At 60.7% G+C, this 24,201-nt stretch carries 19 protein-coding genes and 6 pseudogenes (1 of these 25 running past the window's edge); 15 read left to right on the top strand and 10 right to left on the bottom strand.

Features of this window, described 5'->3' with window-relative positions:
- The 3 genes and pseudogenes from ACF2JD_RS18030 to pepQ all read right to left on the bottom strand — a co-directional run.
- Positions 1–937, bottom strand: a pseudogene (locus tag ACF2JD_RS18030) (TrkH family potassium uptake protein); it reaches 519 nt to the left of the window's first position.
- A gap of 35 nt (positions 938–972) precedes the next feature.
- Positions 973–1,589, bottom strand: a pseudogene (locus ACF2JD_RS18035) (YigZ family protein).
- A complete protein-coding gene (gene pepQ / locus ACF2JD_RS18040) occupies positions 1,589–2,911 on the bottom strand; it encodes a Xaa-Pro dipeptidase (RefSeq protein ID WP_106885442.1) in 1,323 nt (440 codons plus the stop codon). The pseudogene ACF2JD_RS18035 and the gene pepQ overlap by 1 nt, the downstream one beginning before the upstream one ends.
- A 197-nt stretch (positions 2,912–3,108) precedes the next feature.
- Here pepQ and ACF2JD_RS18045 point away from each other — a divergent pair, with 197 nt between their 5' ends.
- The 6 genes and pseudogenes from ACF2JD_RS18045 (at position 3,109) to ACF2JD_RS18070 (ending at position 12,353) form a co-directional block, all read left to right on the top strand.
- Positions 3,109–5,046, top strand: a complete 1,938-nt coding sequence (locus tag ACF2JD_RS18045) for an acetoacetate--CoA ligase (RefSeq protein WP_440987909.1) — start codon at positions 3,109–3,111, stop codon at positions 5,044–5,046.
- A gap of 204 nt (positions 5,047–5,250) precedes the next feature.
- Positions 5,251–7,398 (top strand): fatty acid oxidation complex subunit alpha FadB, encoded by a 2,148-nt coding sequence (gene fadB / locus ACF2JD_RS18050; protein WP_440987910.1) that lies wholly within the window; start codon positions 5,251–5,253, stop codon positions 7,396–7,398.
- Between the two features lie 21 nt (positions 7,399–7,419).
- A complete protein-coding gene (gene fadA, locus ACF2JD_RS18055; RefSeq protein WP_440987911.1) occupies positions 7,420–8,583 on the top strand; it encodes an acetyl-CoA C-acyltransferase FadA in 1,164 nt (387 codons plus the stop codon).
- A 284-nt stretch (positions 8,584–8,867) separates the two neighbouring features.
- Positions 8,868–9,590, top strand: coding sequence for a response regulator (locus ACF2JD_RS18060; RefSeq protein WP_025328790.1), 723 nt, complete (start codon positions 8,868–8,870; stop codon positions 9,588–9,590).
- Between the two features lie 51 nt (positions 9,591–9,641).
- The gene (locus ACF2JD_RS18065) at positions 9,642–11,087 is read left to right on the top strand and encodes an ATP-binding protein (protein ID WP_106885438.1); all 1,446 of its coding nucleotides are present in this window, start codon (positions 9,642–9,644) and stop codon (positions 11,085–11,087) included.
- Positions 11,088–11,092: 5 nt separating this feature from the next.
- Positions 11,093–12,353: pseudogene (locus ACF2JD_RS18070) on the top strand (ABC transporter substrate-binding protein).
- A 45-nt stretch (positions 12,354–12,398) separates the two neighbouring features.
- On the opposite strand, the gene ACF2JD_RS18075 reads toward ACF2JD_RS18070, so the two are convergent.
- The gene (locus tag ACF2JD_RS18075; RefSeq protein WP_025328793.1) at positions 12,399–12,590 is read right to left on the bottom strand and encodes a hypothetical protein; all 192 of its coding nucleotides are present in this window, start codon (positions 12,588–12,590) and stop codon (positions 12,399–12,401) included.
- A gap of 171 nt (positions 12,591–12,761) precedes the next feature.
- Between ACF2JD_RS18075 and tusA the strand changes: the two genes are divergently transcribed.
- Together tusA and ACF2JD_RS18085 are read left to right on the top strand one after the other, a co-directional pair.
- On the top strand, positions 12,762–13,007 hold the full coding sequence (gene tusA, locus ACF2JD_RS18080) for a sulfurtransferase TusA (RefSeq protein ID WP_440987912.1): 246 nt from the start codon (positions 12,762–12,764) through the stop codon (positions 13,005–13,007).
- A 21-nt stretch (positions 13,008–13,028) separates the two neighbouring features.
- Positions 13,029–13,373: a RidA family protein gene (locus ACF2JD_RS18085; RefSeq protein ID WP_163149960.1), complete on the top strand. Its 345-nt coding sequence runs from the start codon at positions 13,029–13,031 to the stop codon at positions 13,371–13,373.
- Positions 13,374–13,450: 77 nt separating this feature from the next.
- Here the strand turns inward: ACF2JD_RS18085 and ACF2JD_RS18090 are convergent, their stop codons facing one another.
- The 4 genes from ACF2JD_RS18090 to ACF2JD_RS18105 all read right to left on the bottom strand — a co-directional run bounded on the left by ACF2JD_RS18090 (position 13,451) and on the right by ACF2JD_RS18105 (position 15,308).
- Entirely contained in the window at positions 13,451–14,107 is a 657-nt protein-coding gene (locus ACF2JD_RS18090; RefSeq protein ID WP_106885434.1) for an OmpA family lipoprotein, read from the bottom strand.
- A gap of 165 nt (positions 14,108–14,272) precedes the next feature.
- Entirely contained in the window at positions 14,273–14,515 is a 243-nt protein-coding gene (locus ACF2JD_RS18095; RefSeq protein ID WP_005323913.1) for a hypothetical protein, read from the bottom strand.
- A gap of 120 nt (positions 14,516–14,635) precedes the next feature.
- Positions 14,636–14,878 carry a hypothetical protein gene (locus ACF2JD_RS18100; RefSeq protein ID WP_429165119.1) on the bottom strand — a complete coding sequence of 81 codons (243 nt, stop codon included), beginning with the start codon at positions 14,876–14,878 and terminating at the stop codon, positions 14,636–14,638.
- A gap of 175 nt (positions 14,879–15,053) precedes the next feature.
- Complete coding sequence (locus tag ACF2JD_RS18105) at positions 15,054–15,308, bottom strand: hypothetical protein (RefSeq protein ID WP_440987913.1); 255 nt, start codon at positions 15,306–15,308, stop codon at positions 15,054–15,056.
- Between the two features lie 287 nt (positions 15,309–15,595).
- On the opposite strand from ACF2JD_RS18105, the gene ACF2JD_RS18110 reads away from it, so the two are divergent.
- On the top strand, positions 15,596–16,156 hold the full coding sequence (locus ACF2JD_RS18110) for an isochorismatase family protein (RefSeq protein WP_440987914.1): 561 nt from the start codon (positions 15,596–15,598) through the stop codon (positions 16,154–16,156).
- Positions 16,157–16,219: 63 nt separating this feature from the next.
- Here ACF2JD_RS18110 and ACF2JD_RS18115 read toward each other — a convergent pair whose 3' ends face one another.
- Positions 16,220–16,801 (bottom strand): DNA-3-methyladenine glycosylase I, encoded by a 582-nt coding sequence (locus ACF2JD_RS18115; protein WP_440987915.1) that lies wholly within the window; start codon positions 16,799–16,801, stop codon positions 16,220–16,222.
- Between the two features lie 221 nt (positions 16,802–17,022).
- On the opposite strand from ACF2JD_RS18115, the gene glyQ reads away from it, so the two are divergent.
- The gene (gene glyQ / locus ACF2JD_RS18120; protein ID WP_005320598.1) at positions 17,023–17,946 is read left to right on the top strand and encodes a glycine--tRNA ligase subunit alpha; all 924 of its coding nucleotides are present in this window, start codon (positions 17,023–17,025) and stop codon (positions 17,944–17,946) included.
- A gap of 9 nt (positions 17,947–17,955) precedes the next feature.
- Positions 17,956–20,025 (top strand): glycine--tRNA ligase subunit beta, encoded by a 2,070-nt coding sequence (glyS, locus tag ACF2JD_RS18125; RefSeq protein WP_411166462.1) that lies wholly within the window; start codon positions 17,956–17,958, stop codon positions 20,023–20,025.
- A gap of 49 nt (positions 20,026–20,074) precedes the next feature.
- Here glyS and ACF2JD_RS18130 read toward each other — a convergent pair whose 3' ends face one another.
- The gene (locus ACF2JD_RS18130; protein ID WP_440987916.1) at positions 20,075–21,001 is read right to left on the bottom strand and encodes a hypothetical protein; all 927 of its coding nucleotides are present in this window, start codon (positions 20,999–21,001) and stop codon (positions 20,075–20,077) included.
- A gap of 378 nt (positions 21,002–21,379) precedes the next feature.
- Here ACF2JD_RS18130 and ACF2JD_RS18135 point away from each other — a divergent pair.
- The 4 genes and pseudogenes from ACF2JD_RS18135 to ACF2JD_RS18150 all read left to right on the top strand — a co-directional run.
- Positions 21,380–21,694, top strand: a pseudogene (locus tag ACF2JD_RS18135) (alpha-amylase family glycosyl hydrolase); the annotation flags it as partial.
- A 301-nt stretch (positions 21,695–21,995) separates the two neighbouring features.
- A pseudogene (locus ACF2JD_RS18140) lies at positions 21,996–22,187 on the top strand (alpha-amylase family glycosyl hydrolase); the annotation flags it as partial.
- Between the two features lie 109 nt (positions 22,188–22,296).
- Positions 22,297–22,920 (top strand): annotated as a pseudogene (locus ACF2JD_RS18145) (transposase); the annotation flags it as partial.
- 86 nt (positions 22,921–23,006) lie between these two features.
- Positions 23,007–24,008, top strand: coding sequence for a transposase (locus ACF2JD_RS18150; protein ID WP_440987917.1), 1,002 nt, complete (start codon positions 23,007–23,009; stop codon positions 24,006–24,008).
- Positions 24,009–24,201: the final 193 nt, after the last annotated feature.

The following is a 24,201-nucleotide window of genomic DNA, read 5'->3' on the forward strand; positions in this document are numbered from 1 at the left end:
TGGAACAGACCGTGATTGAGCGCCTCTTGCCAGGTGGCATAGTGCCCGTGGGTCAGCAAGGCGACAAAGCAGATCATCACCAGGGTCGCCTGGATGGCCAGGAACACCTTGAGTTCAGCATCATAGCAGGTAGCGACCAACCGCACCGGCGGTGGGAGAATACCATGAAATGCAGGGCGAAGTTGACGCTGGCCAGCAGCAGGAACAGCACGGTAATCAGGTTGATGGCCGGGCTGTTGAAGAAACCTATGCTGGCATCGTGGGTCGAGAAGCCGCCCACCGACAAGGTGGAGAAGGAGTGGCAGATGGCATCGAACAGCGTCATCCCCGCCATCCAGTAGGCTAGGGCACAGAGGGTGGTCAGCAACAGGTAGATGAACCAGAGCGCCTTGGCCGTCTCGGCGATGCGCGGAGTTACCTTGTTGTCCTTGACCGGCCCCGGGATCTCGGCGCGATAGAGCTGCATGCCCCCGATCCCCAGCAACGGCAGAACGGCCACGGCCAGCACTATGATCCCCATGCCCCCCAGCCATTGCAGTAGCTGGCGGTAGAACAGAAAGGCCTTGGGCAGATCGTCCAGCCCGGTCAACACAGTCGCCCCCGTGGTCGTCAGACCGGAGAAAGATTCGAAAAAGGCCTCGGAGACCGACATGTTCGGCACGTCGCTGATGATGAAGGGGACGGCCCCCACACTGCCCAGCACGGTCCAGAACAGCACCACGATGAGGAAACCCTCTTTCGAGCGCATCTCCTTCTTGTGATAGCGGTTGGGAAACCAGAGCACCACGCCGAGCAGCAGGGCGATCAGAAAAGAGCTGACGAACTCGGCACCACCACCATCCCGATAGCCGAAGGCCACCAGTGCAGGCAACAGCATGGTCGAGCTGAACAGCGCAACCAGCAGGCCAACAATGCGAATAATGCTCAGAATGTGCATTACAGCTCCCTTTCCCAATTAAAGAGCGATGGATTCTAGCCATCTAAGGGACTGAGAGATACCCGTCCATGAGTCCGGTCGGTCAATTCACGGTCCACCTGAGCCCAAACCGAGGATTCCCACGCCACCTGCAAGGTGACCTGCTGACCGTAATCGGCCGCCAGCAATTCGCCATTATGGCTGCTGATCAGCGACTCGACCGTCCCCATGTCACCGTAATCGCAGTGAATGAGGAAGGGGTGCGCGGCACCTTGAGCAGGGTGGGCAGCTGCTTGAGGGCGGCACCGACACCGCCCCCATAGGCTTTGACCAGTCCACCGGTACCAAGCAGGATGCCACCGTAGTAACGCACCACCACGGCGCTATTTCACCGATGCCGGCCCCCATCAGCTGGGCCAGGATCGGCTTGCCCGCGGTACCGGAAGGTTCGCCATCATCGCTGAAGCCATAAACCTGGCTATCTTGCGGCGCCCCGCCACAAAGGCCCAGCAGTGATGGCCGCGGCCGTCGGATGTTGACGCTTCACCTCGTTGACCCACCCCTTGGCCGCCTCGACGGTCGGGGTATGGGCAATCAGGGTAATGAAGCGGCTCTTCTTTATCTCTTCGGTCAGCTCCAGCGGGGCGGCCGGAATGGAGTACGCTGCCGCCATCAGAGCCCTGCTTGCCTGGTGAGGTTCTCCACCCCATCCCCATGCAGGACGACGTTGTCCTCGATCCGGATGCCACCGAAGGGGCGCAGCGCCTCGACCTTGTTCCAGTTGACCCTCTTGCCCTGCTCACCCTGACGCAGCGGCTCCAGCAGACTGTCGATGAAGTAGAGGCCGGGTTCTATGGTGAACACCTGCCCCACCTCCATCACCCGGGTGCAGCGCAGATAGGGGAACTGCTCGGGCGCCGCCAGGTGGGTACCCCGCTCGTCCTGCATGAAGCCACCGGCGTCGTGCACCTGCAGGCCGAGGAAGTGCCCCAGGCCATGGGGGAAGAACACATTGGTGACACCGGTGTGGATCATCTCGTCCACCGACATGTCCACCAGCTCGGTGGCCTGCAGCAAGCGCGCCAGTCTGTGGTGCATCTGCAGATGCAGCTCGCTGTAACGGCGACCGGGTTTGATCTCCGCGATGATCTCCTGCTGCTGCGCATCCAGCGCCGCGATCAGATCGGCAAACTCACCCCGGCGCCAGGCCCAGGTGCGGGTGATGTCGGAGGCATAGCCGTGATAATCCGCCCCGGCATCGATCAGGAAGGAGTGGCGCTCCGCATCCGGCACCCGCTGGGTCGACAGATGGGTGTAATGAAGGATGGCCGCGTTGCGGTTGATGGCGACGATATTGCCATAGGGCGCCTCATTGGCCCCCTGCCCGACCGCCTTCATGTAGGCCAGGTTGATCTCGAACTCGCTCGCCCCCGCCATGAAGGAGTCCTTGGCCGCAATGTGGCCGCGCACCCCGAGCCGATTCGCCGCCCGCAGACACTCCAACTCATAGGGCGTCTTGTAGGCACGGTGGTAGTGCAGATAGTTGAGCACCGCCTCCGGATTGGGCTGTCCCAATCCCACCAGCTGGGCCACCTCGAGATGACCGCCCAGATAGGCCCACTCCTGCTTGTCGGCTGGCAAGTGATCCGCCACCTGCTCCGGCTTGGTCAGGAAGCGGATGTCGAAGAAGTCGACCCAGAAGGCATTGGGCAGGTCCGCCACCTTGTGCCAGAAGTCCACCGGCCGGTAGAACAGCAGCACCGGCTTGCTCACCCCGTCCACCAGCAGCCAGCAGTGGGGATTGTCCAGCACCGGTAACCAGGCCTTGAAGTGCGGATTGACCTTGAAGGGGTAATCCTGATCGTCGAGGAAGATGCGGTGGGTCTGGCCGGAGTGGATGGCCAGTCCGCTGAGCCCCTGTTGTTGCAGAATGTCGCGGGTGCGCTGCTGCAGGGTGTCTAGGTGCTGGGCAAAAAGTTGGCTGTAGCTGCTCATGGCGTCCTGCTCCGAGGTGAATGTGATAGCAGCATAACACCAAGCTCGGGGCGGCTCGACCCGTCAAGCTGCCGCTTCGTGAGGTAACGCATGCGTTACAAAGTGTTTGTTATCAACAGAAAACCAACCATTAACAAATCAAAAACAATTCAATACACTGCCGGTAGACAGTAGATATCAGCAGTCAGGAACGATTCATGCAAAACCTTTGTCTGTGGAAACCGGATCAGGACAGGATGCAGCACTCCAACCTCCACCAGTTCATGGCCGAGGTCAACCACTTCCACGGCCTGCAATTACGCAGCTACGCCGACCTCTATCAGTGGTCGGTGGAGAAGACCACCCGTTTCTGGCCGCTGGTGTGGCAGCACTGCGGCGTCAAGGGAGAGCTGGGGGACATAGTGGCGGAGAACCGCCAGGAGATGCAGCGTGCCCGCTGGTTCCCCGACAGCCGGCTCAACTTCGCCGAGAACCTGTTGCGCCGCCAGGACGAGAGCCCGGCCATCATCTCCCGCCTCGAAGGGGGGGTGAGCCAGACCCTGAGCTGGCATGAGCTCGGCGATCAGGTGGCCCGACTGGCCCAGTGGCTGCGCAGCCAGGGCATAGGCCGTGGCGACGTGGTCGCCGCCTATCTACCCAATATTTCGGAAACCGTGGTTGCCATGCTGGCCACCACCAGCCTGGGCGCTATCTGGACCTCCACCAGCCCCGACTTCGGTGAAGCCAGCGTGGTGGAGCGCTTCGGCCAGACCCGGCCCCGGGTGCTGTTTGCGGTGGATGGCTACCGCTATGGCGGCAAGGCCATCGACATTCAGGCCAAGGTCGCCAGCGTGGTGAGCCAAATCGACAGCATAGAGCAGACTGTGATGATCCCCCTGCTGGGCAACCCCCTGCAGCTCGGTCACGACTGGCATCAGGTGCTGGCGAGCCAGCCCGGGGCCCAGCTCGCCTTCGAGTCCATGGCCTTCAACGATCCGCTCTACATCCTCTACTCCTCCGGCACCACGGGCAAACCCAAGTGCATAGTCCACGGCATAGGCGGCACCCTGCTACAGCATCTGAAAGAGCACCAGCTGCACTGCGACATCAAGCCGGGGGAACGGGTGTTCTACTTCACCACCTGTGGCTGGATGATGTGGAACTGGCTGGTGAGCGCCCTCGCCTCCGGCGCCACCCTGGTGCTCTATGACGGCTCGCCGTTTTACCCGGATGGCAACGCGCTCTGGGATCTCGCCCGCGACGAGCAGGTCAGTTTGTTTGGCACCTCCGCCAAGTATCTGGATGCCCTGCACAAGCAGGGTTATGCCCCGATCACCACCCACCAGTTGCCACAACTGCGGCTTATCTGCAGCACCGGATCTGTGCTGTCGCCGGAGGGGTTTGACTATGTCTATCAGGGGATCAAACAGGATGTGCAACTCAGCTCCATCTCCGGCGGCACCGACATCTGCTCCTGCTTCGTCATCGGCAACCCCTTGAGCCCCGTCTATCGCGGCGAGAGCCAGGGCCGCGGCCTCGGCCTCGCGGTGCAGGTGTTCAACGAGGCCGGCCAGCCGGTACAGGGGGAGAAGGGAGAACTGGTCTGCACCAAGCCCTTCCCGGCCCAGCCCATCTACTTCTGGGGCGACGAGAACGGTGACAAGTACCACGCCGCCTACTTCGAGCGGTTCGACAACATCTGGTGCCACGGGGACTGGATAGAGCTGACCCCGACCGGCGGCATCCTCTTCTACGGCCGCTCCGATGCCACCCTCAACCCGGGGGGGGTGCGCATCGGCACCAGCGAGATCTACCGCTACGTGGAACAGCTGGACGAGGTGGAGGAGAGCATAGTCATCGGCCAGCAGTGGCAGCAGGACGAGCGGGTGGTGCTCTTCGTCAAGCTCAAGGCTGGCATGAAACTGGACGAGCCCCTGCGCGAGCGCATTCGCCAGCAGATCCGCGAGCACAGCACGGCCCGCCACGTGCCCGCCCGCATCCTGCAGGTGGATGCCATCCCCCGCACCAAGTCCGGCAAGATAGTCGAGCTGGCGGTGCGGGAGGTGGTGCACAACAGGCCCGTCAACAACACCCATGCCCTCGCCGACCCCGAGGTACTGAACCAGTATCGCAACAGGCCGGAACTGGCCAGTTGATAAATGACTCATATCCAGAGCAGGCGCCGCAAGGCGCCTCTCTTTTGCCCGTTTTGTGATGAGGAGCTTTTACTCGAGTTCTGTTAAACAAATGTTTTAAATAGGTGTTGAAAATGTCTCCTTTTGGATCAATAGTGAGCCTCGCCCCCTGCTGGGGAGAAAGGAGCAAAGCCCCCCACCGCGTGGGAACAAGGAGACACTCTCATGATCTACCAAGGCGAAACCCTGTCGGTCAGCTACCTCGAACACGGCATTGCCGAGCTGAGGTTTGATGCCCCGGGTTCAGTCAACAAGCTGGATCGCGCTACCCTGCTCTCGCTGAGCGAAGCGATCGCCGCATTAAAACAAGAACGTGAACTAAAAGGTCTGATCCTCACCTCCGGCAAAGACGCCTTTATCGTCGGCGCCGACATCACCGAATTCCTGGAACTGTTCGATCTGCCGCAAGAAGATCTGCTCGGCTGGCTGAAAAAGGCCAACGACATCTTCAGCGCCATCGAAGATCTGCCGGTGCCGACCCTGTCCGCCATCAAGGGCCACGCCCTGGGCGGCGGCTGCGAGACCATACTCTCCACCGATTTCCGTCTGGCTGACACCACTGCCAGGATCGGCCTGCCCGAGACCAAACTCGGCATCATGCCGGGCTTTGGCGGCACAGTCCGTCTGCCGCGCCTGATCGGCGCCGACAACGCCCTGGAGTGGATCACCACAGGCAAGGATTACCGTGCCGATGACGCCCTCAAGGTAGGCGCCATCGACGCCGTGGTCGCCCCCGCTGCGCTGCAGAGCGCCGCCGTGCAGATGATGAGAGACGCCATCGCGGGCAAGCTGGACTGGCAGCGCCGTCGCGCCGCCAAGAAGGCGCCGCTGCGCCTCTCCAAGCTGGAAGCCATGATGAGCTTCACCACAGCCGCCGGCATGGTTGCCGCCGTGGCGGGCAAGCACTATCCGGCGCCGATGACAGCAGTCAAAACCGTCGAGGCCGCCGCCGGCATGAGCCGCGACGAGGCGCTCAACGTCGAGGCGCAAGGTTTCATCAAGCTGGCCAAGACAGACGTCGCCAAGGCGCTGGTCGGCATCTTCCTGAACGATCAGCACATCAAGGCGCTGGCCAAGAAGGCGGCCAAGCAGGCAGCCAAGGCCACCAGCCACGCAGCCGTGCTCGGTGCCGGCATCATGGGGGGCGGCATCGCCTACCAGTCCGCCAGCAAGGGCATTCCGGCGGTGATGAAGGACATCAACGAGAAGGCGCTGGCGCTTGGCATGGGCGAAGCCACCAAGCTGCTCAACGGCCAGCTCGAGAAGGGCCGCATCGATGGCATCAAGATGGGCCAGGTGCTCTCCGCCATTACCCCGACCCTGAGCTATGACAACGTCAAGCACGTGGATCTGGTGGTCGAAGCCGTGGTCGAGAATCCCAAGGTAAAGGCCGCCGTGCTGGGCGAAGTGGAAGGCATTATCGGTGACGACGCCGTGCTCGCCAGCAACACCTCCACCATCCCCATCTCCCTGCTGGCCAAGGGGCTGAAACGTCCGCAGAACTTCTGCGGCATGCACTTCTTCAACCCGGTGCACCGCATGCCTCTGGTGGAGATCATCCGCGGCGAGCAGACCTCCGATGAAACCATCAACCGCGTAGTGGCCTATGCCGCCGCCATGGGCAAGTCCCCGGTCGTGGTCAACGACTGCCCTGGCTTCTTCGTCAACCGGGTGCTGTTCCCCTACTTCTTCGGCTTCAACAAGCTGGTCGCCGATGGCGCCGACTTTGCCGCCGTCGACAAGGTGATGGAGAAGGAGTTTGGCTGGCCCATGGGCCCCGCCTACCTGCTGGACGTGGTCGGCATCGACACAGGTCACCATGCCGGTGACGTCATGGCGCAGGGCTTCCCGGCTCGCATGAGCAAGGAAGGCCGCACCGCCATCGATGTGATGTATGACGCCAGCCGCTTCGGTCAGAAGAATGGCAAGGGCTTCTACGCCTACGAGCAGGACAAGAAGGGCAAGCCGAAGAAGGTGGCCGATGTGGCCGCTTACGAGCTGCTGGCCCCCCTTGCCAAGCCGAAACAGGATTTCGACAAGGAAGCCATCATAGCCCGCATGATGATCCCCATGATCAACGAGGTGGTGCTCTGCCTGGAAGAGGCCATAGTCGCCACGCCGGCCGAGGCCGACATAGCGCTGGTCTATGGTCTGGGCTTCCCTCCCTTCCGTGGTGGCGTGTTCCGCTATCTGGACACCATTGGTCTGGATCGTTACGTGGCCATGGCCGACCAGTATGCCGATCTGGGCCCGCTCTACCGCGTCAGCGACAAGCTGCGTGAGATGGCCGCCCAGGGCAAAACCTTCTACTGATTGCGGAAAGGAGATCCATTCATGAAAGACGTAGTCATTGTCGACTGTATCCGGACCCCCATGGGCCGGTCCAAGGGCGGCGCCTTCCGCAACGTGCGTGCAGAAGATCTGTCCGCGCACCTGATGAGCTCCATCCTGCTGCGCAATCCCAACCTTGATCCGAACGAGATCGAGGACATCTACTGGGGCTGCGTGCAGCAGACCCTGGAGCAGGGCTTCAACATAGCCCGCAACGCGGCCCTGCTGGCGGGGATCCCCAAGCAGGTAGGTGCTGTCACCGTCAACCGGCTGTGTGGCTCCTCCATGCAGGCGCTGCATGATGCTTCCCGCGCCATTCAGGTGGGTGATGGGGACATCTTCATCATCGGCGGCGTCGAGCACATGGGCCACGTGCCCATGAGCCACGGCGTCGACTTCCACCCCGGCATGGCGAAATCGGTGGCCAAGGCCTCCGGCATGATGGGGCTGACCGCCGAGATGCTGGGCAAGCTGCACGGCATCAGCCGTCAGCAGCAGGACGAGTTTGCCGCCCGCTCCCACCGCCGCGCCCATGCCGCGACCCTGGAAGGACGCTTCGCCAGGGAGATCGTCGGGCTGGAAGGCCACGACGCCAGCGGCGCCCGCTTCTTCTACGACTACGACGAGGTGATCCGCCCGGAGACCACGGTCGATACCCTGAGCCAGTTGCGCCCGGTGTTTGATCCGGTCAACGGCACTGTCACCGCCGGTACCTCCTCGGCCCTGTCCGACGGCGCCGCCGCCATGCTGGTGATGAGCGCGGATCGCGCCAAGGCGCTGGGGCTAACCCCCCGCGCCAGGGTACGGGCCATGGCCATAGCCGGCTGTGACGCCGCCATCATGGGTTACGGCCCTGTGCCGGCCACCCAGAAGGCGCTCAAGCGTGCCGGTCTGACCGTGGGTGACATCGACCTGTTCGAGCTGAACGAGGCCTTCGCCGCCCAGTCCCTGCCCTGCGTCAAGGATCTCGGCCTGCAGGATCTGGTGGACGAGAAGGTGAACCTGAACGGCGGCGCCATCGCCCTGGGTCACCCCCTCGGCTGCTCCGGTGCCCGTATCTCCACCACCCTGATCAACCTGATGGAAGAGAAGGATGCCACCCTGGGGGTCGCCACCATGTGCATCGGCCTGGGTCAGGGCATAGCCACTGTGTTCGAGCGGGTGTGATCTAAGCGGCTCACGCCAAGCGTGAGCCTGCATTGTCTTTTTGGGGTCGGCCCATCCGGCCCGTTGTCGAGTCTGTGGAGCGCGCCACACGGGGTGCGCACCTGCCGTCGGAATCTGCGTGTTGGCCGGCCCGTTTGGGTCGGCCTTTTTTATTCCGATATCCCGATCAGGGCCGATTCGGGGGCTATATTGCCCATAACTTCACATTAGAGGGGGGCCTTGCTTGCTTTTTGCTCCCCCGACAGGTTCAATCTGCACAAAAAAATGGGTGGATGCACATACATATGTCAACGAGCAAACAACTGCTTATCGTCGACGACGATCAGGAGATCCGCGAGCTGCTCAACGAATACCTGACCCGGGCGGGTTTTCAGGTACTGACGGCGGCCGAGGGCAACGAGATGCGCCAGCAACTCGCCCTGCACAGCCCGGACCTCATCATTCTCGATATCATGATGCCAGGCGACGACGGCTTTACCCTGTGCCAGCAGATCCGTCGCGACTCCCAGGTACCCATCATCATGCTCACCGCTGCCTCCGATGAGGCGGATCGGGTGATCGGCCTGGAACTCGGCGCCGATGACTACATCGCCAAGCCGTTCAGCCCGCGCGAGCTGCAGGCCCGCATCAAGGCGCTGCTGCGCCGTGCCGAATTCCGCCAGCCGGAGAAAGAAAAAGAGCCGAGCCGCCGCCTGCGCTTCGCCGACTGGACCCTGGACACCCTGAGTCACCAACTAACCCACGACGACGGCAGCCTGCTGGATCTCTCCGGCAGCGACGCCCTGCTGCTCGGCATGTTCCTGCAGCAGCCCGGCGTGGTGCTGGACAGAGACACCATCTCCGATGCCACCCGTGGCCGCGAGAGCCTGCCCATGGAGCGCGGCATCGACGTGCAGATCAGCCGTCTGCGCCAGAAGCTGGGTGACAACGGCAAGAGCCCGCGCATCATCAAGACCATACGCGGCAGCGGCTACATGCTGATCGCGGAAGTACACGAGATCCCGTGAAGGGTAAAAAGGTAGCAACAGCATGCTGACTGGCAAGAGGCACGAGATCCCATGAGAGGTCGGCGATTCTGGCAGGCACTGGTCCCCCGCTCCCTGCTGTCACGGATGCTGCTGCTGTTGCTGCTCGCCATCCTGCTCTCCCAGACCATACTCACCGGCATCTGGATGCAGCAGATCCAGAAGCGGGAGCTGGAGGGCATGCTCAGCACCACCCGCAACCTGGCACTCTCCGCCGCCTCCACCGTCAACTTCTTCAAGTCCCTGCCGCTGCAATACCGCCACATCGCCCTGGACCAGCTGCGCAACATGGGGGGCAGCCGTTTCTTCGTCTCCCTGAATGAAGAAGAGATCCACATCAGCGCCATCCCGGACAGCGAGCGCAAGACGCTGGTGCTTAAAGAGGTGGAGGAGGTGCTGACCCGCAAACTCTCCGACGCCATGGCCATCAAGGTGGACTTCTCCCGTCCCGAGGAGCTGCACGTCTTCAACAACGACACCCTGCTGGCAGACCTGCCCTCCTCCTGGGCCCGCTATACCCTGTCGCTGGAGCCCATCAATCCGCCGGTGCTGGTGACCCAGATCGAGATAGAGCCGGGTGAGTGGCTCTATCTGGCGGCCCTGCTGCCCGCCCCCTACATGACGCTGGATGACACCGTCATGCCGAGCAACCAGGTGCGCTTCATCGCCCTGATGACTGTCTTCCTCTGCTTCTTCACCTTCATGCTGGTGCGCTGGCAGACCCGGCCCCTGCGCCGGCTGGCCAAGGCGGCGGTCAACCTCGGCAAGGACATAGATCAGCCCTCCCTCAAGGAGGAGGGTGCCTCCGAGATAGTGGCGGCGACCCGCGCCTTCAACATCATGCAGCAGCGCATCCGCCGCTTCATAGACGACAGGGAGCGGCTGTTCAGCTCCATCTCCCACGATCTCAAGACCCCCATCACCCGGCTGCGGCTGCGGGTCGAACTGCTCGACGACGAAGCCCAGATAGCCAAGTTCAACAAGGATCTGGACGAGCTGGAGCTGATGGTGAAGGGGGCGCTGCAGACGGTGAAAGAGACCGACATTCACGAGAACCTCGAGCTCATCGATATCAATGCCCTGCTGGAGCAGATGGCGGAGGCCATGAACCTGCACGAGGATCTGCTCACCATAGAGGGGCACTGCAAGTGGCCCTATCGCGGCAAGCTGCTGGCCCTCAAGCGCTGCATCGGCAACCTGGTGGACAACGGCATCAAGTACGGCCACCGGGTGCGCGTCATCCTGATGGATGACGAGGAGATGCTGATCCTCTTCATCATGGACGAGGGCCCCGGTCTGCCGGAGGATCAGTTCGAGCGCATCTTCGAGCCCTACTACCGCCTCAGTACGGATTCCGCCGGAACCGGGCTGGGTCTTGGCATAGCCCGCAACATAGCCCACGCCCACGGCGGCGATCTGGTGCTGGAAAATCGCCCCCAGGGCGGCCTGCAGGCCACCCTCTCCCTACCAAGGCAGTAAAGCTTATGAAGTGGTTGTCGTTTTCTGTCATCGCCCTGTTGTCTCTGCCCGTCGGCGCCTCCCAGCGCGTCGGGGTGCTGCACTGGTGGCCTCCGGCGGCGAAGCGAAAGCGGTGGAAGTGCTCAAGTCGGAATGGGCCGAGCAGGGCAACCAGTGGAACGACTTCGCGGTGCAGGGCGGCGGCGGCAAGAGCGCCATGACTGTGCTGAAAAGCCGGGCGCTGGCGGCCAATCCGCCGGAGGCGGCGCACCTCAAGGGTTATGAGCTGCACGAGTGGGCCAGCCTGGGTTTCCTGCGCGACCTCAGCCCCATGGCCGAGCACCTCGGCTGGTATCCAGTCAGATGCCGCCCATGGTGCGGGCCACCCTCAGCCAGAATGGCGCCCTGATGGCGGTGCCCACCGGCATCCACCGGGTCAACTGGCTGTGGCTCAACCGCAAGGTGTTCGAGCGCAACAAGCTGACGCCGCCCACCAGCTGGGCCCACTTCATGACGGTGGCGGAGCAGCTCAAGGAGCAGGGCGTCACGCCGCTGGCCATCGGCAACGAGCCCTGGCAGCTGGCGGTGCTGTTCGAGACGGTGGCACTCGGTGAAGGGGGCAAGGCCTTCTATCGCAAGGCCTTCCTGGAGCAGGACAGCGCCACCCTGACCGGCCCCGACATGGTGCGGGTGCTGACCCGCTTCCAGCAGCTGCGCGCCTATGTGCCGGAAAAATACGCCGGCCTGAAGTGGCACCAGGCCACCAACCTGCTGGAGAGCGGCGGCGCCGCCATGCAGATCATGGGGGACTGGGTGAAGGGGGAGCTGAGCGCCGGCAACTACAGACCCGGAGAGGACATCGACTGCCTGCCAAGCCCGGGAAGCCAGGGCCTCTTCAGCTACAACCTGGACTCCATCGCCATGTTCAAGCAGCGGGATCCGGCCCAGCTACAAGCCCAGGGCGAGCTGGCCCGCCTGCTGATGACGCCGCGATTCCAGGAGGAGTTCAACCGGGTGAAGGGCTCCATCCCAGCCCTCACCCAGCCTGACATGAGCAAGTTCGATCGCTGCGCCATCCGCTCCTACCATGACTTCCAGCGGGCGGAGCGGGACGGCAACCTGCTGCCCAGCATGGCGGAGGGCATGGCCGTGCCGACCAACATGCGCCAGGGGATCATGGATGTGCTGAGCAGCTTCTTCAACGATCCCAAGGCCAACTCGGAGCAGACGGCGCAGCAGCTGGAGCGGGCCATGCGCTCGACCCGCTCAGGCGCGGAGCAGAAATGACAAAGGCGGAATCGCTCCGCCTTTGTGGGTGAATCGTCATCCGATTCAGGATTGATCGTTCTCGTCCTCATCCTCGTCGTAGTAGTCGCTGAGCTCGATCCAGAGCCCCAGCCCTATCATCACCATGGACCCGAACCAGGTGCCGGTGTTTCCGATCGGGCTGCCCAGCACTATCATGGCGAACGACAGGAACCCCATGCCTGCGTAGGCTTGCAATCTGCCGTAGGAGACCTGCATATTCACACCTCCTTGTTGAATATGGTTCAATTTTTATATTACTCATCGGGCAAGGTCTGGATAGAGCAGGATCACACTTTGGTTACATATGCTGCTCGAAGACCCCGATGTTTGATTATTTTTTCGCCTTGAGTATCATTGGCAGCTGAAATGGTTGAAGGTTGATTATTAATGAGTAATTTATTCTGCAATGCGACTCACGCGTTGGACGCAATCGGGCTTCGTTGCCCTGAACCTGTGATGATGGTGCGCAAGAAAGTGCGGCTGATGGCCGAAGGCGAGACCCTGCTGGTCAGTGCCGATGACCCTTCCACCACCCGCGACATCCCGAGTTTCTGCCGCTTCATGGATCACACCCTGATCGCCAGCGAGACAGAGCGGGCCCCCTATCGCTATCTGATCCGCAAGGGTCAATGAGCCCCTGTACCGGAGCAATCCATGACGATTACCCGAATCGGCACCACGGCCCGCTGGTCTGATGTTGTCATCCACAACGGCACCCTCTATGTGGTGGAAGTCCCCGCCACCGACGAGGCCGACATTCACCAGCAGACCCGCGAAGTGCTGACCAGCCTGCAACGCCTGCTGGAAGCCAACGGTTCCGGGGTCGACAAGATCCTGATGGCCAACATCTATCTCAAGGACATTGGCGACATAGCCGCCTTCAACGCCCAGTGGGACGCCTGGATACCGGCCGGCACAGCGCCCGTTCGCGCCTGCGTGCAAGCCCGCCTGGCCCACGAAGGCTACAAGGTGGAAGTGCAGCTGACCGCGGCGATCTGAGCCGCCCGCCCAGCCTGAGATAGCAAAAGGCCCCGCCATCACTGGCGGGGCCTTTTCGTTACCGGCAACCGGGCGACTTAGGCAGTCGGGGTCAGGGTAATGGTCACACGACGGTTCTGGGCCTTGCCGGCGGCGGTGCTGTTGGTGGCAACCGGCTGATCCGGGCCCACGCCGCTGGTGGCGATGCGGCTGCCGGTCACGCCCTGACCGATAAGCTGGGCGGCGACGGCGTCGGCACGCTGGGCGGAGAGCTTCATGTTCAGCTCGCGGGAGCCGGTGCTGTCGGTGTGGCCGACCACGTTCAGGCGGGTCTTGTCGAACTCGGCAACCACCATGGCCACGCCGGACAGGGTATTGGCACCGGCGGCTTTGAGCTGGGCGCTGGAGCTGTCGAAGGTGACATTGTTCGGCATGTTGAGGATCAGCTGATCGCCGTTGCGAGTCACGCTGACGCCGGTGCCCTGCAGCTTCTCGCGCAGCTTGGCTTCCTGCACATCCATGTAGTAACCGATGCCGCCACCCAGGGCGGCGCCAGCGGCCACACCGGTCAGTATGCCCTTCTTGCGATCACCCTTGCTGGAGGAGAGCGCGCCCACGGCAGCGCCGGTGGCGGCACCGGCCAGTGCGCCCCAGGCGCCCTTGGAGGTCTGGGATTCACCGGTATAGGGATTGGTGGTGCAGCCTGTCATGGCGATGGTCAGGGCAAGTGCAGGAACCAGTTTCTTGAAATGCATGAAAAAACCTCTGAAAAAGAACGACTCTAGCCGATGGCCGCGCATTCTACCCCAGAGAGGCGCCAGAGTGTGACGCGCGCATTGCGGATATGAACAAGGGGGCCAAAGCCCCCCTGTGTCATGCCGTGAGCGGCATGAGTGCTGCCTGCCCGGGCAGGCCGGACATCAATATTTGATGTCGCGCGCCTCGTCACGCCCTTCCTGCTTGTTGTCGCGGTGCTCCTGACGGCAATCGGCATTGCCCACCAGGCCTTCGCGGCACTCCTGCTTGGCGTCGCGGGATTCCTGACGGGTATCCTGACGCACATCGCGGGCTTCGCGACGCTCCTGGGCCTGTTTGGTTGCCTGTGCAGGCAGGGCAGCCAACAAGGCTGTGGCTGCAAGCAGCGCGAATACTGTCTTCTTCATGGTGGCTCCTTGGCTAAACGAAATACACCGGCTTGGGATGTCTGAATTATACACTGGGGTCAAGATAACCGCGGGACGGGCGCCAGCATGGCGACCCGACAGGGAGGCGGCTTGTCAGGATCAATATTTGACGTCGCGGGCCTCGTCTCGGCCCTCCTGCTTGCTGTCGCGATGATCCTGACGGCAATCGGCATTGCCGACCACGCCTTCACGGCACTCCTGCTTGGCATCGCGGGATTCATCCCGGGTGTCCTGACGCACGTCACGGGCATCACGGCGCTCTGCGGCCTGTTCGGTTGCCTGTGCCGGCAACGAGGAGAGCAGGGCGCTGGCAGCCAGCAAGATAAAGGCATATTTCTTCATGATTAACTCCACGGGGTCGACGAGATGGCGGGGCATCCGGCAACTGATTTATATGAATTCACGGGTGGCGGTGTCTGGCGAGTTACCCGCCAGCAGGCTCGCAGGCCCTTGGGGGCGGCGAGCCTGCTCGGCTGAGGGCCCGATATGCCGCTTGCCGGCTAATCAGGCGCGCTCATCAGCGTTTGACGTCGTTGGCTTTCTCTCTGACGTCCTGTTTGACTTCACGCTTGTCCTGACGGCACTCGTAGTTGTCCTTCTGGTCGGCTTCGCGGCAATCCTGCTTGGCATCGCGGACCTCGGGACGCACCTCCTGACGCACATCGCGGGAGTCCTGGCGATCGGCCGCATGAGCAGGCAGGACGGCCAGCAGAGAGCAAGCCGCCAGGATCAGACTGCCGACCGTGCGAATGGGAGATGAATTCAGTGACATGGATTAACCCTCAATGTTGATGGACCGATTTTGAGCAGGAGTGACTGTATGCCAGCTGTACCGAACAGCGGAAATGGGCCCCTGCCCCGCTGACACCTGGCCTGGCAGCAGCGGCCGACGAGGTGATCGCTCATCACTCCCGGCGCAGGCATAAGGGCAGGAAGATGGAGCTGGCGCGGCGGCAGGGCGGGCAAGGTGGGGCTGCGCCTGCCTCCCCCCAGATGCGGGGTTGCCGCTCGACGGCCGGTGACCCCAGAGTGGGGGACATTCCTCTCGGAGCCATGCCCATGTCATCCCTGCCCCACCCCGCCCTGCTCGTCATCGACCTCCAGGTCGGCCTTCTTCACGGCCCGGAGGCGCCCCATGCCGGTGCCGAGACCCTGGCCAACATCAATCGCCTGAGTCAGGCGGCCCGCGCCGCCGGTGTCCCCGTGCTGACGGTGCGCCACACGGGCCCGGCCGGTAGCCCCATAGCCGCCGGCAGTCCGTTCTGGCAACTGGCACCTGAACTGGCGGTCGACGAGGCCGATCGGGTGTTCGACAAGCACAGACCCAGCGCCTTTCATGGCACCGGCCTCGATGGCTGGCTGAAGGAGGGCGGAGTACAGACCCTGATAGTCACCGGCATGAAGACCCAGTACTGCATCGATACCACCTGCCGGGCGGCGGCAGATCTCGGCTACGCCGTGGTGCTGGTGAGCGATGCCCACACCTGCATGGATACCCCACAACTTGCTGCAACCCAGATCATCGCCCACCACAACGCCACCCTGGCCGGCCCCTTCGTGCGGCTGATGAGCAGCGACGAGCTGTGCGAGGCGCTGAGCCACTCCCTTCAACCCGGTTGATGACGGCGCCACAACGAAGAAGGGAGGCAGCATGCCTCCCTTCTTCGCTCAGCACCCGGCCGCTTATTTCGGCGTCCCTGACTGCTGGCACTCGGCGTGGCAGGGGCAGGTCACCAGATGATCGTTCACCATGCCCACCGCCTGCATGAAGGCGTAGCAGATGGTGCTGCCGACGAAGGTGAAGCCCAGCTTCTTGAGGGCCTTGGCCATGGCGTCAGACTCTGGCGAGGTGGCGGGGATATCGCCGTTGCCCTGGCGCTGATTGACGATGGGGGCGCCGCCGACGAAGCCCCACAGGTAGTCCGCGAAGTCGATGCCCTGCGCCTCCAGCGCCAGATAGGCGCGAGCGTTTTTGATGATCGACTGCACCTTGAGGCGGTTGCGGATGATGCCTTTGTCCTGCATCAGCCGCTCCACATCCTGCTCGTCGAACCGGACGATCAGGTTGGGATCGAAGTCGGCATAGGCGCGGTAATAGCTGTCGGTGCGCTTGAGAATGGTGATCCAGGAGAGCCCCGCCTGCTGGCCATCGAGGCAGAGCTTGGCAAACAGCTCGCGCGGGGCGCGCACCGGCCGCCCCCACTGATTGTCATGGTATTCGATATATTCCGGGTCCCTGGTCACCCAGGCGCAGCGCAGTTCCATTCCTCGTCTCCTGTTATTTTTCTCTGTCCGACTCTCTGTCCGACAAGGGGATTTCATCGGCCACATGACGGGGCTTCCATCCCGGGCCAACCAGGCCCGGCGCAGCCCCGCCCCATGAATCCCCTACAATTTCGCCTATTATCCGACCATGCCAGACGGTATACTCCTTCGGTTCACATTCAGCAAATCTTGCTCTGATTTCACTTCGCGCGAAAAACACTATGCAAAAATTCGATGTCAAAACCTTTCAGGGCCTGATCCTGCAGCTGCAGGACTATTGGTCCCGCCAGGGCTGTACCATCATTCAGCCGCTGGATATGGAAGTGGGTGCCGGTACCTCCCACCCCATGACCTGCCTGCGCGCCCTGGGCCCGGAGCCCATCGCCTGCGCCTACGTGCAACCGTCCCGCCGCCCCACCGACGGCCGCTACGGTGAGAACCCGAACCGCCTGCAGCACTATTACCAGTTCCAGGTGATCATCAAGCCTTCCCCCGACAACATTCAGGAACTCTATCTCGGCTCCCTGAAGGAGCTGGGCATGGATCCCGAGATCCATGACATCCGCTTCGTGGAAGACAACTGGGAAAACCCGACTCTGGGTGCCTGGGGTCTGGGTTGGGAAGTCTGGCTCAACGGCATGGAAGTGACTCAGTTCACCTACTTCCAGCAGGTTGGCGGCCTCGAGTGCAAGCCGGTGACCGGCGAGATCACCTATGGTCTCGAGCGTCTGGCCATGTACATTCAGGGCGTGGACAGCGTCTATGACCTGGTCTGGTCCGATGGCCCCCTGGGCAAGACCACCTATGGCGATGTGTTCCACCAGAACGAAGTGGAGCAGTCCACCTACAACTTCGAACACGCCGATGTGGACTTCCTGTTCCACTGCTTCGAGCAGTACGAGAAGGAAGCCCAGCACCTGCTGGCACTGGAAACGCCGCTGCCGCTGCCCGCTTACGAGCGCATTCTGAAAGCCGCCCACTCCTTCAACCTGCTGGATGCCCGCAAGGCCATCTCGGTCACCGAGCGTCAGCGCTACATATTGCGCATTCGCACCCTGACCAAGGCCGTGGCCGAGGCGTACTATGCCTCCCGCGAAGCGCTGGGCTTCCCCATGTGCAAGCGCACTGAGAACAAGCAAGGTTAAGGAACGGACATGGCACAACATACATTTCTGGTAGAGATCGGCACAGCTGAGCTGCCGCCAAAAGCCCTGCGCTCCCTGGCCGAAGCCTTTGCCGACAACTTCAAAGCCGAGCTGACCAAGGCCGACCTGGCCTTCGGCGACGTCGAGTGGTTCGCCTCACCGCGCCGCCTGGCGCTGAAGGTACACGCGCTGGCCAGCGAGCAGCCGAGCAAGAGCGTCGAGAAGCGCGGCCCGGCCGTCTCTCAGGCGTTCGATGCCGAAGGCAAGCCGACCAAGGCTGCCGAAGGCTGGGCCCGTGGCAACGGCATCACGGTGGAACAGGCCGAGCGTCTGGTCACCGACAAGGGCGAGTGGCTGGTCCACACCGCCAAGGTCGAAGGTCGTCCGGCCAAAGAGTTGCTGGGCGAGCTGGTTGCCTCTGCACTGGCCAAGCTGCCCATCCCCAAGATGATGCGCTGGGGCGACAAGACCATCCAGTTCGTGCGTCCGGTGTTCACCGTGACCCTGCTGCTGGATGGGGATCTGGTGCCCGCTCACATTCTGGGTATCGACTCCGCCCGCACCATTCGCGGTCACCGCTTTATGGGCGAGAGCGAGTTCACCATCGACAATGCCGACCAGTACCCGCAGATCCTGCTGGAGCGCGGCATGGTGGTGGCCGACTTTATGGCTCGCAAGGCCAAGATCAAGGCTGACGTCGAAGCGGCTGCCGCCGCCTTCGGTGGCGTTGCCGATCTGGACGACGCCTTGCTGGAAGAGGTCACCGCCCTGGTCGAATGGCCTGTGGTGCTGACCGCCAACTTCGAAGAGAAGTTCCTGGCCGTTCCGGCTGAAGCGCTGGTGCACACCATGAAGGGTGACCAGAAGTACTTCCCGGTCTACGACAAGAGCGGCAAGCTGCTGCCGAAGTTCATCTTCGTCACCAACATCGAGTCCAAGGACCCGAGCCAGATCATCAGCGGCAACGAGAAGGTGGTTCGCCCCCGTCTGTCTGACGCAGAGTTCTTCTTCAAGACCGACCTCAAGCAGACCCTGGCCTCCCGCCTGCCGCGCCTCGAAACCGTGCTGTTCCAGCAACAGCTCGGTACCGTCAAGGCCAAGGTCGAGCGCATCGAGACCGTCGCCGGCTTTATCGCCGAGCGCATCGGTGCCAACGTGGCTCAGGCCAAGCGTGCCGGCCTGCTCTCCAAGTGTGATCTCATGACCAACATGGTCGGCGAGTTCGCCAGCACCCAGGGTGTCATGGGGATGCACTACGCCCGTCACGATGGCGAAGACGAAGTGGTGGCCGTGGCCCTCAACGAGCAGTACATGCCGCGCTTCGCCGGTGATGCTCTGCCGTCCGCTCTGGAAGCCTGCGCCGTCGCGCTGGCCGACAAGCTCGACACCCTGGCCGGCATCTTCGGCATCGGCATGCTGCCCAAAGGCGACAAGGATCCCTTCGCCCTGCGCCGCGCCGCCATCGGTGCCCTGCGCATCATGACCGAGAAGCAGCTGGACCTGGATCTGGTTGAACTGGTGGAAGAGGCCGTTCGCGTCTACGGCGACAAGCTGACCAACAAGACCGTCGTTACCGACGTGGTCGACTTTATGCTGGGCCGCTTCCGCGCCGCCTATCAGGACGAAGGCATAGGTGCCGATGTGGTGCTGGCCGTACTGGCCCGCCGCCCGACCCGTCCGCTCGACTTCGATCGTCGCGTCAAGGCCGTCAGCCACTTCCGCACCCTGGATGCCGCCCTGGCCCTGGCCGCCGCCAACAAGCGCGTGAGCAACATTCTGGCCAAGGTCGAAGGCGAGTTGCCGACTGCCGTCAAACCGGAACTGTTGCAGGATGCCGCCGAGAAAGCGCTGGCCACCCAGGTTGCTGCACTGCAAGCCGAACTGGCTCCGCTGTTCGCCGCCGGTGACTATCAGGCCGCCCTCACCCGTCTGGCCGCCCTGCGCGAACCGGTCGACACCTTCTTCAACGAGGTGATGGTGATGGCTGAAGACGAAGCCCTCAAGGCCAACCGTCTGGCGCTGCTGAACAACCTGCGCAACCTGTTCCTGCAAGTAGCGGATATCTCCCTGCTGCAGTGATCTTGGTTGGGTTTGTGATATAAAAACGGCGCCACGAGGCGCCGTTTTTTTAATAACGAAAAGGCAGCATGTTAGGGGGATTGTTAAGTCTGCGTTCTAAATTATCGAGCTCATTTTTAACATCTATTCTTTTCATTTCATTAAAAATAATTGGGCTGCTATTTTGATAATGAATAACTGGAATGATAATTTTAAAACCATTTTCAAAGAAATATTCGTTAGCTAATACCGGCACATCAAAAGAAATGTTAACTATTTCCGATATTGCCTCATCAACGAGGCTGATGAGTGACTCAGTAATAGAAATGTAATTTAACAACTCATTGACACCATATTTTTTACTGAAATTCCTTATATTAAGCGCAGCAACACCAAAAGGCATATTAGAACATCCCTCACGTTGACACTCTATCGCTATTCGATGCACATTTTTTGCCAAATCATTTCGATCTTTAAATAAACCGACCGCATCGTTATATTTACAAAATGCATTTTGTATTTTTGAAACAATATCTTTCTCAACATTATCACCGAGATTGCTTTTTCTAAGCAAGAAAATAAAATTAGCTGCATCAGGCTCAATCAATGAGAAGTTATTATTAACAACATAGGGAAATTTCATTCCTCTCAAAATACTTGCGTCGTCCTCCAAGAGTTCATAGTACTCATGTTTTATAGCAGATAAATTAGAGAGACACTGTCTGGTTTGAAGCAACAACTTGCATGCTTCTTTCGCATTTTTATTGCTCTCATTGACAAGTTCATCACGCTTTGATTTCATCATAGATAATTGATACGCTAGTAAAGCTGATATAAATATCCCGCAAAAACTACCAATTCCTGAAGGAAAAGCTATTAGCATTTCCTTTGCAAAACAAAAGTCTACATTGCTCTGTTCACATGCAACCATCGATTTTTCATATACAAGAAAAAAACCTAGGAATATCATTGCTGAAATCACGACAGATATATACATATGTATTCTCATGACAATCCCTGTAGACTTTAAAAAACTAGTCGCTGTTATAACCCAATTCATAATTAAGGCCATAATTTATTTGCAACGTCAATATTACTTTGAAAGGCTGGGATGAAAGGCTGGGGGATGAAAGGCTGGGACACCCACCTAATCCCAGCTTTGACAACTCACGCCTCCTCCACTTTTCTTAAACCGTGAGACCCGAGGAGAGAGCCGCCATGACCATCGCCCGTTCACGCCAGATCAGCCTCGCCGATACGCCTTACTACCACGTGGTCAGGAAAAGCAAAGCTGGGACACCCACCTAGCTCCAGCTTTGACAACTCACTCACCTCACACTTTCCTTAAATCGAGAGACCCGAGGAGAGAGCCACCATGACCATCGCCCGTTCACGCCAGATCAGCCTCGTCGATACGCCTTACTACCACGTGGTCAGCCGCTGCGTCCGGCGCGCCTTTCTTTGCGGCCAGGATGATCACTCAGGCCAAAGCTACGAGCACAGACGCCAATGGGTTGCCGACAAGCTGGGCCAGCTGTCGCAGGTCTTTGCCATCGGCATCTGCGCCTATGCCGTGATGAGCAATCACTATCACCTGGTACTCAAGGTGCAGGCCAACATTGCCCATGAGTGGAGTGAACGGGAAGTGGCAGAGCGCTGGTCCCGCCTGTTCCAGTGGTCCTTGCTGGTGGAAGGGCTGGGACACCCACCTAATCCCAGCTTTGACAACTCACGCCTCCTCCACCTTTCTTAAACCGTGAGACCCGAGGAGAGAGCCGCCATGACCATCGCCCGTTCACGCCAGATCAGCCTCGCCGATACGCCTTACTACCACGTGGTCAGCCGCTGCGTCCGGCGCGCCTTTCTCTGCGGCCAGGATGCTCACTCAGGCCAAAGCTACGAGAGGGCTGGGACACCCACCTAATCCCTGCTTTGACAACTCACTCACCTCACACTTTCCTTAAATCGAGAGACCCGAGGAGAGAGCCACCATGACCATCGACCGTTCACGCCAGATCAGCCTCGCCGATACGCCCTATTACCATGTAGTCAGCCGCTGTGTCCGGCGGGCATTTCTCTGCGGCCAGGATGATCACTCAGGCCAAAGCTACGAGCATAGACGCCAATGGGTTGCCGACAAGCTGGGCCAGCTGTCGCAGATCTTTGCCATCGGCATCTGCGCCTAAGGAAGGGCTGGGAAAGGAAGGGCTGGGACACCCACCTAGCCCCAGCTTTGACAACTCACGCCCCCTCCACTTTCCTTAAACCGTGAGACCCGAGGAGATAGCCGCCATGACCATCGCCCGTTCACGCCAAATCAGCCTCGCCGATACGCCTTACTATCACGTGGTCAGCCGCTGCGTCCGGCGCGCCTTTCTTTGCGGCCAGGATGATCACTCAGGCCAAAGCTACGAGCACAGGCGCCAATGGGTTGCCGACAAGCTGGGCCAGCTGTCGCAGGTCTGTGCCATCGGCATCTGCGCCTATGCCGTGATGAGCAATCACTATCATCTGGTACTCAAGGTGCAGGCCAACATTGCCCATGAGTGGAGTGAACGGGAGGTGGCTGAACGCTGGTCCCGCCTGTTTCAGTGGCCCTTGTTGGTACGGCGCTGGTATCAGGGGGAGAAACTGATAGCACCCGAGCTGGACCTTGTGCACCAGTTGATCGCCCAGTGGCGGGAGCGCCTCCATTCCATCAGCTGGCTGGTGCGCTTGCTGAACGAGTCGCTGGCCCGCCAGGCCAATCAGGAAGACGGCTGCAAGGGCCACTTTTGGGAGGGACGCTTCAAAAGCCAGGCCCTGCTCACCGAGTCGGCACTGCTGGCCTGCATGACCTATGTCGACCTCAATCCCATTCGGGCTGGCATCGCAACCACACCGGAGAAGAGCGACTTCACCAGCATCCAGCAGAAAAACTGGGACACCCACCTAATCCCTGCTTTGACAACTCACTCACCTCACACTTTCCTTAAACCGAGAGACCCGAGGAGAGAGTCGCCATGACCATCGCCCGTTCACGCCAGATCAGCCTCGCCGATACGCCTTACTATCACGTTGTCAGCCGCTGTGTCCGGCGCGCCTTTCTCTGCGGCCAGGATGAGCACTCAGGCCAAAGCTACGAGCACAGGCGCCAATGGATTGCCGACAAGCTGGGCCAGCTGTCGCAGGTATTTGCCATCGGCATCTGCGCCTATGCCGTGATGAGCAATCACTATCATCTGGTACTCAAGGTGCAGGCCAACATTGCCCATGAGTGGAGTGAACGGGAAGTGGCAGAGCGCTGGTCCCGCCTGTTCCAGTGGCCCTTGCTGGTGCGGCGCTGGTATCAGGGAGAGGAACTGATAGCACCCGAGCTGGACCTTGTGCACCAGCTGATCGCCCAGTGGCGGGAGCGCCTCCATTCCATCAGCTGGTTGGTGCGCTTGCTGAATGAGTCGCTGGCCCGCCAGGCCAATCAAGAAGATGGCTGCAAGGGCCACTTTTGGGAGGGACGCTTCAAAAGCCAGGCCCTGCTCACCGAGTCGGCACTGCTGGCCTGCATGACCTATGTCGACCTCAATCCCATTCGGGCTGGCATCGCGACCACACCGGAGAAGAGCGACTTCACCAGCATCCAGCAACGTATCGAGCAAACCGCTGATCTAGCCACACAGACCCCCTTGCTGCTGCCTTTTGCGAGAGAAGGTAAGCCAGAGGCGCTCCCCTGCTATTTTGCCGATTATCTGGCGCTGGTGGATTGGACAGGGCGAGCCATTCGCCTCGATAAGCATGGCCATATCCCGCATCATCTTGCACCTGTGCTCCAGCGCCTGGGCATAGAAGAGGGACAATGGTTGGGGCAAGTCACCCTGTTTCGGCGCCACGGTATCAGAGCGATGGGTGACAAGCTTTGCTGCCAGCGCTATGCCGCCCATTGTGGCCAGACGCGATGTTATCAGCCTGCACACAAATGGGGTTTTCAGGTTATCCGCCATTTCCCATCAGGTGGGTGTCCTAATTAAGAGATTTATTTCCCATCAGGTGGGTGTCCTAATTAAGAGATTTCAGATGGGTGTCCCAATTAAGAGATCAATTCAGGGAGGAGAGATGCCGATCTGCAGGTGTCTTTCGATGGGTTATGTCTTGGAGGAGATGAATTGGACGGCAAGGCAATCATGCTTTCTGCGCCTTCATTCAGCCCCGGTTAATATATGA

The sequence above is a fragment of the Aeromonas ichthyocola genome, assembly GCF_046087985.1.
GTDB lineage: Bacteria > Pseudomonadota > Gammaproteobacteria > Enterobacterales > Aeromonadaceae > Aeromonas > Aeromonas rivipollensis.

Bases quoted from the DNA above. Each gene is read 5' to 3' on its own strand.
- ACF2JD_RS18085 (WP_163149960.1), top strand. From the start codon at position 13,029: ATGACGATTACCCGAATCGGCACCACGGCCCGCTGGTCTGATGTTGTC.
- ACF2JD_RS18105 (WP_440987913.1), bottom strand. From the start codon at position 15,308: ATGTCACTGAATTCATCTCCCATTCGCACGGTCGGCAGTCTGATCCTG.
- ACF2JD_RS18065 (WP_106885438.1), top strand. From the start codon at position 9,642: ATGAGAGGTCGGCGATTCTGGCAGGCACTGGTCCCCCGCTCCCTGCTG.
- tusA (WP_440987912.1), top strand. From the start codon at position 12,762: ATGAGTAATTTATTCTGCAATGCGACTCACGCGTTGGACGCAATCGGG.
- ACF2JD_RS18095 (WP_005323913.1), bottom strand. From the start codon at position 14,515: ATGAAGAAGACAGTATTCGCGCTGCTTGCAGCCACAGCCTTGTTGGCT.
- pepQ (WP_106885442.1), bottom strand. From the start codon at position 2,911: ATGAGCAGCTACAGCCAACTTTTTGCCCAGCACCTAGACACCCTGCAG.
- ACF2JD_RS18100 (WP_429165119.1), bottom strand. From the start codon at position 14,878: ATGAAGAAATATGCCTTTATCTTGCTGGCTGCCAGCGCCCTGCTCTCC.
- ACF2JD_RS18150 (WP_440987917.1), top strand. From the start codon at position 23,007: ATGACCATCGCCCGTTCACGCCAGATCAGCCTCGCCGATACGCCTTAC.
- fadB (WP_440987910.1), top strand. From the start codon at position 5,251: ATGATCTACCAAGGCGAAACCCTGTCGGTCAGCTACCTCGAACACGGC.
- glyS (WP_411166462.1), top strand. From the start codon at position 17,956: ATGGCACAACATACATTTCTGGTAGAGATCGGCACAGCTGAGCTGCCG.
- ACF2JD_RS18045 (WP_440987909.1), top strand. From the start codon at position 3,109: ATGCAAAACCTTTGTCTGTGGAAACCGGATCAGGACAGGATGCAGCAC.
- ACF2JD_RS18130 (WP_440987916.1), bottom strand. From the start codon at position 21,001: ATGTATATATCTGTCGTGATTTCAGCAATGATATTCCTAGGTTTTTTT.
- ACF2JD_RS18110 (WP_440987914.1), top strand. From the start codon at position 15,596: ATGTCATCCCTGCCCCACCCCGCCCTGCTCGTCATCGACCTCCAGGTC.
- ACF2JD_RS18115 (WP_440987915.1), bottom strand. From the start codon at position 16,801: ATGGAACTGCGCTGCGCCTGGGTGACCAGGGACCCGGAATATATCGAA.
- ACF2JD_RS18075 (WP_025328793.1), bottom strand. From the start codon at position 12,590: ATGCAGGTCTCCTACGGCAGATTGCAAGCCTACGCAGGCATGGGGTTC.
- ACF2JD_RS18090 (WP_106885434.1), bottom strand. From the start codon at position 14,107: ATGCATTTCAAGAAACTGGTTCCTGCACTTGCCCTGACCATCGCCATG.
- ACF2JD_RS18060 (WP_025328790.1), top strand. From the start codon at position 8,868: ATGTCAACGAGCAAACAACTGCTTATCGTCGACGACGATCAGGAGATC.
- fadA (WP_440987911.1), top strand. From the start codon at position 7,420: ATGAAAGACGTAGTCATTGTCGACTGTATCCGGACCCCCATGGGCCGG.
- glyQ (WP_005320598.1), top strand. From the start codon at position 17,023: ATGCAAAAATTCGATGTCAAAACCTTTCAGGGCCTGATCCTGCAGCTG.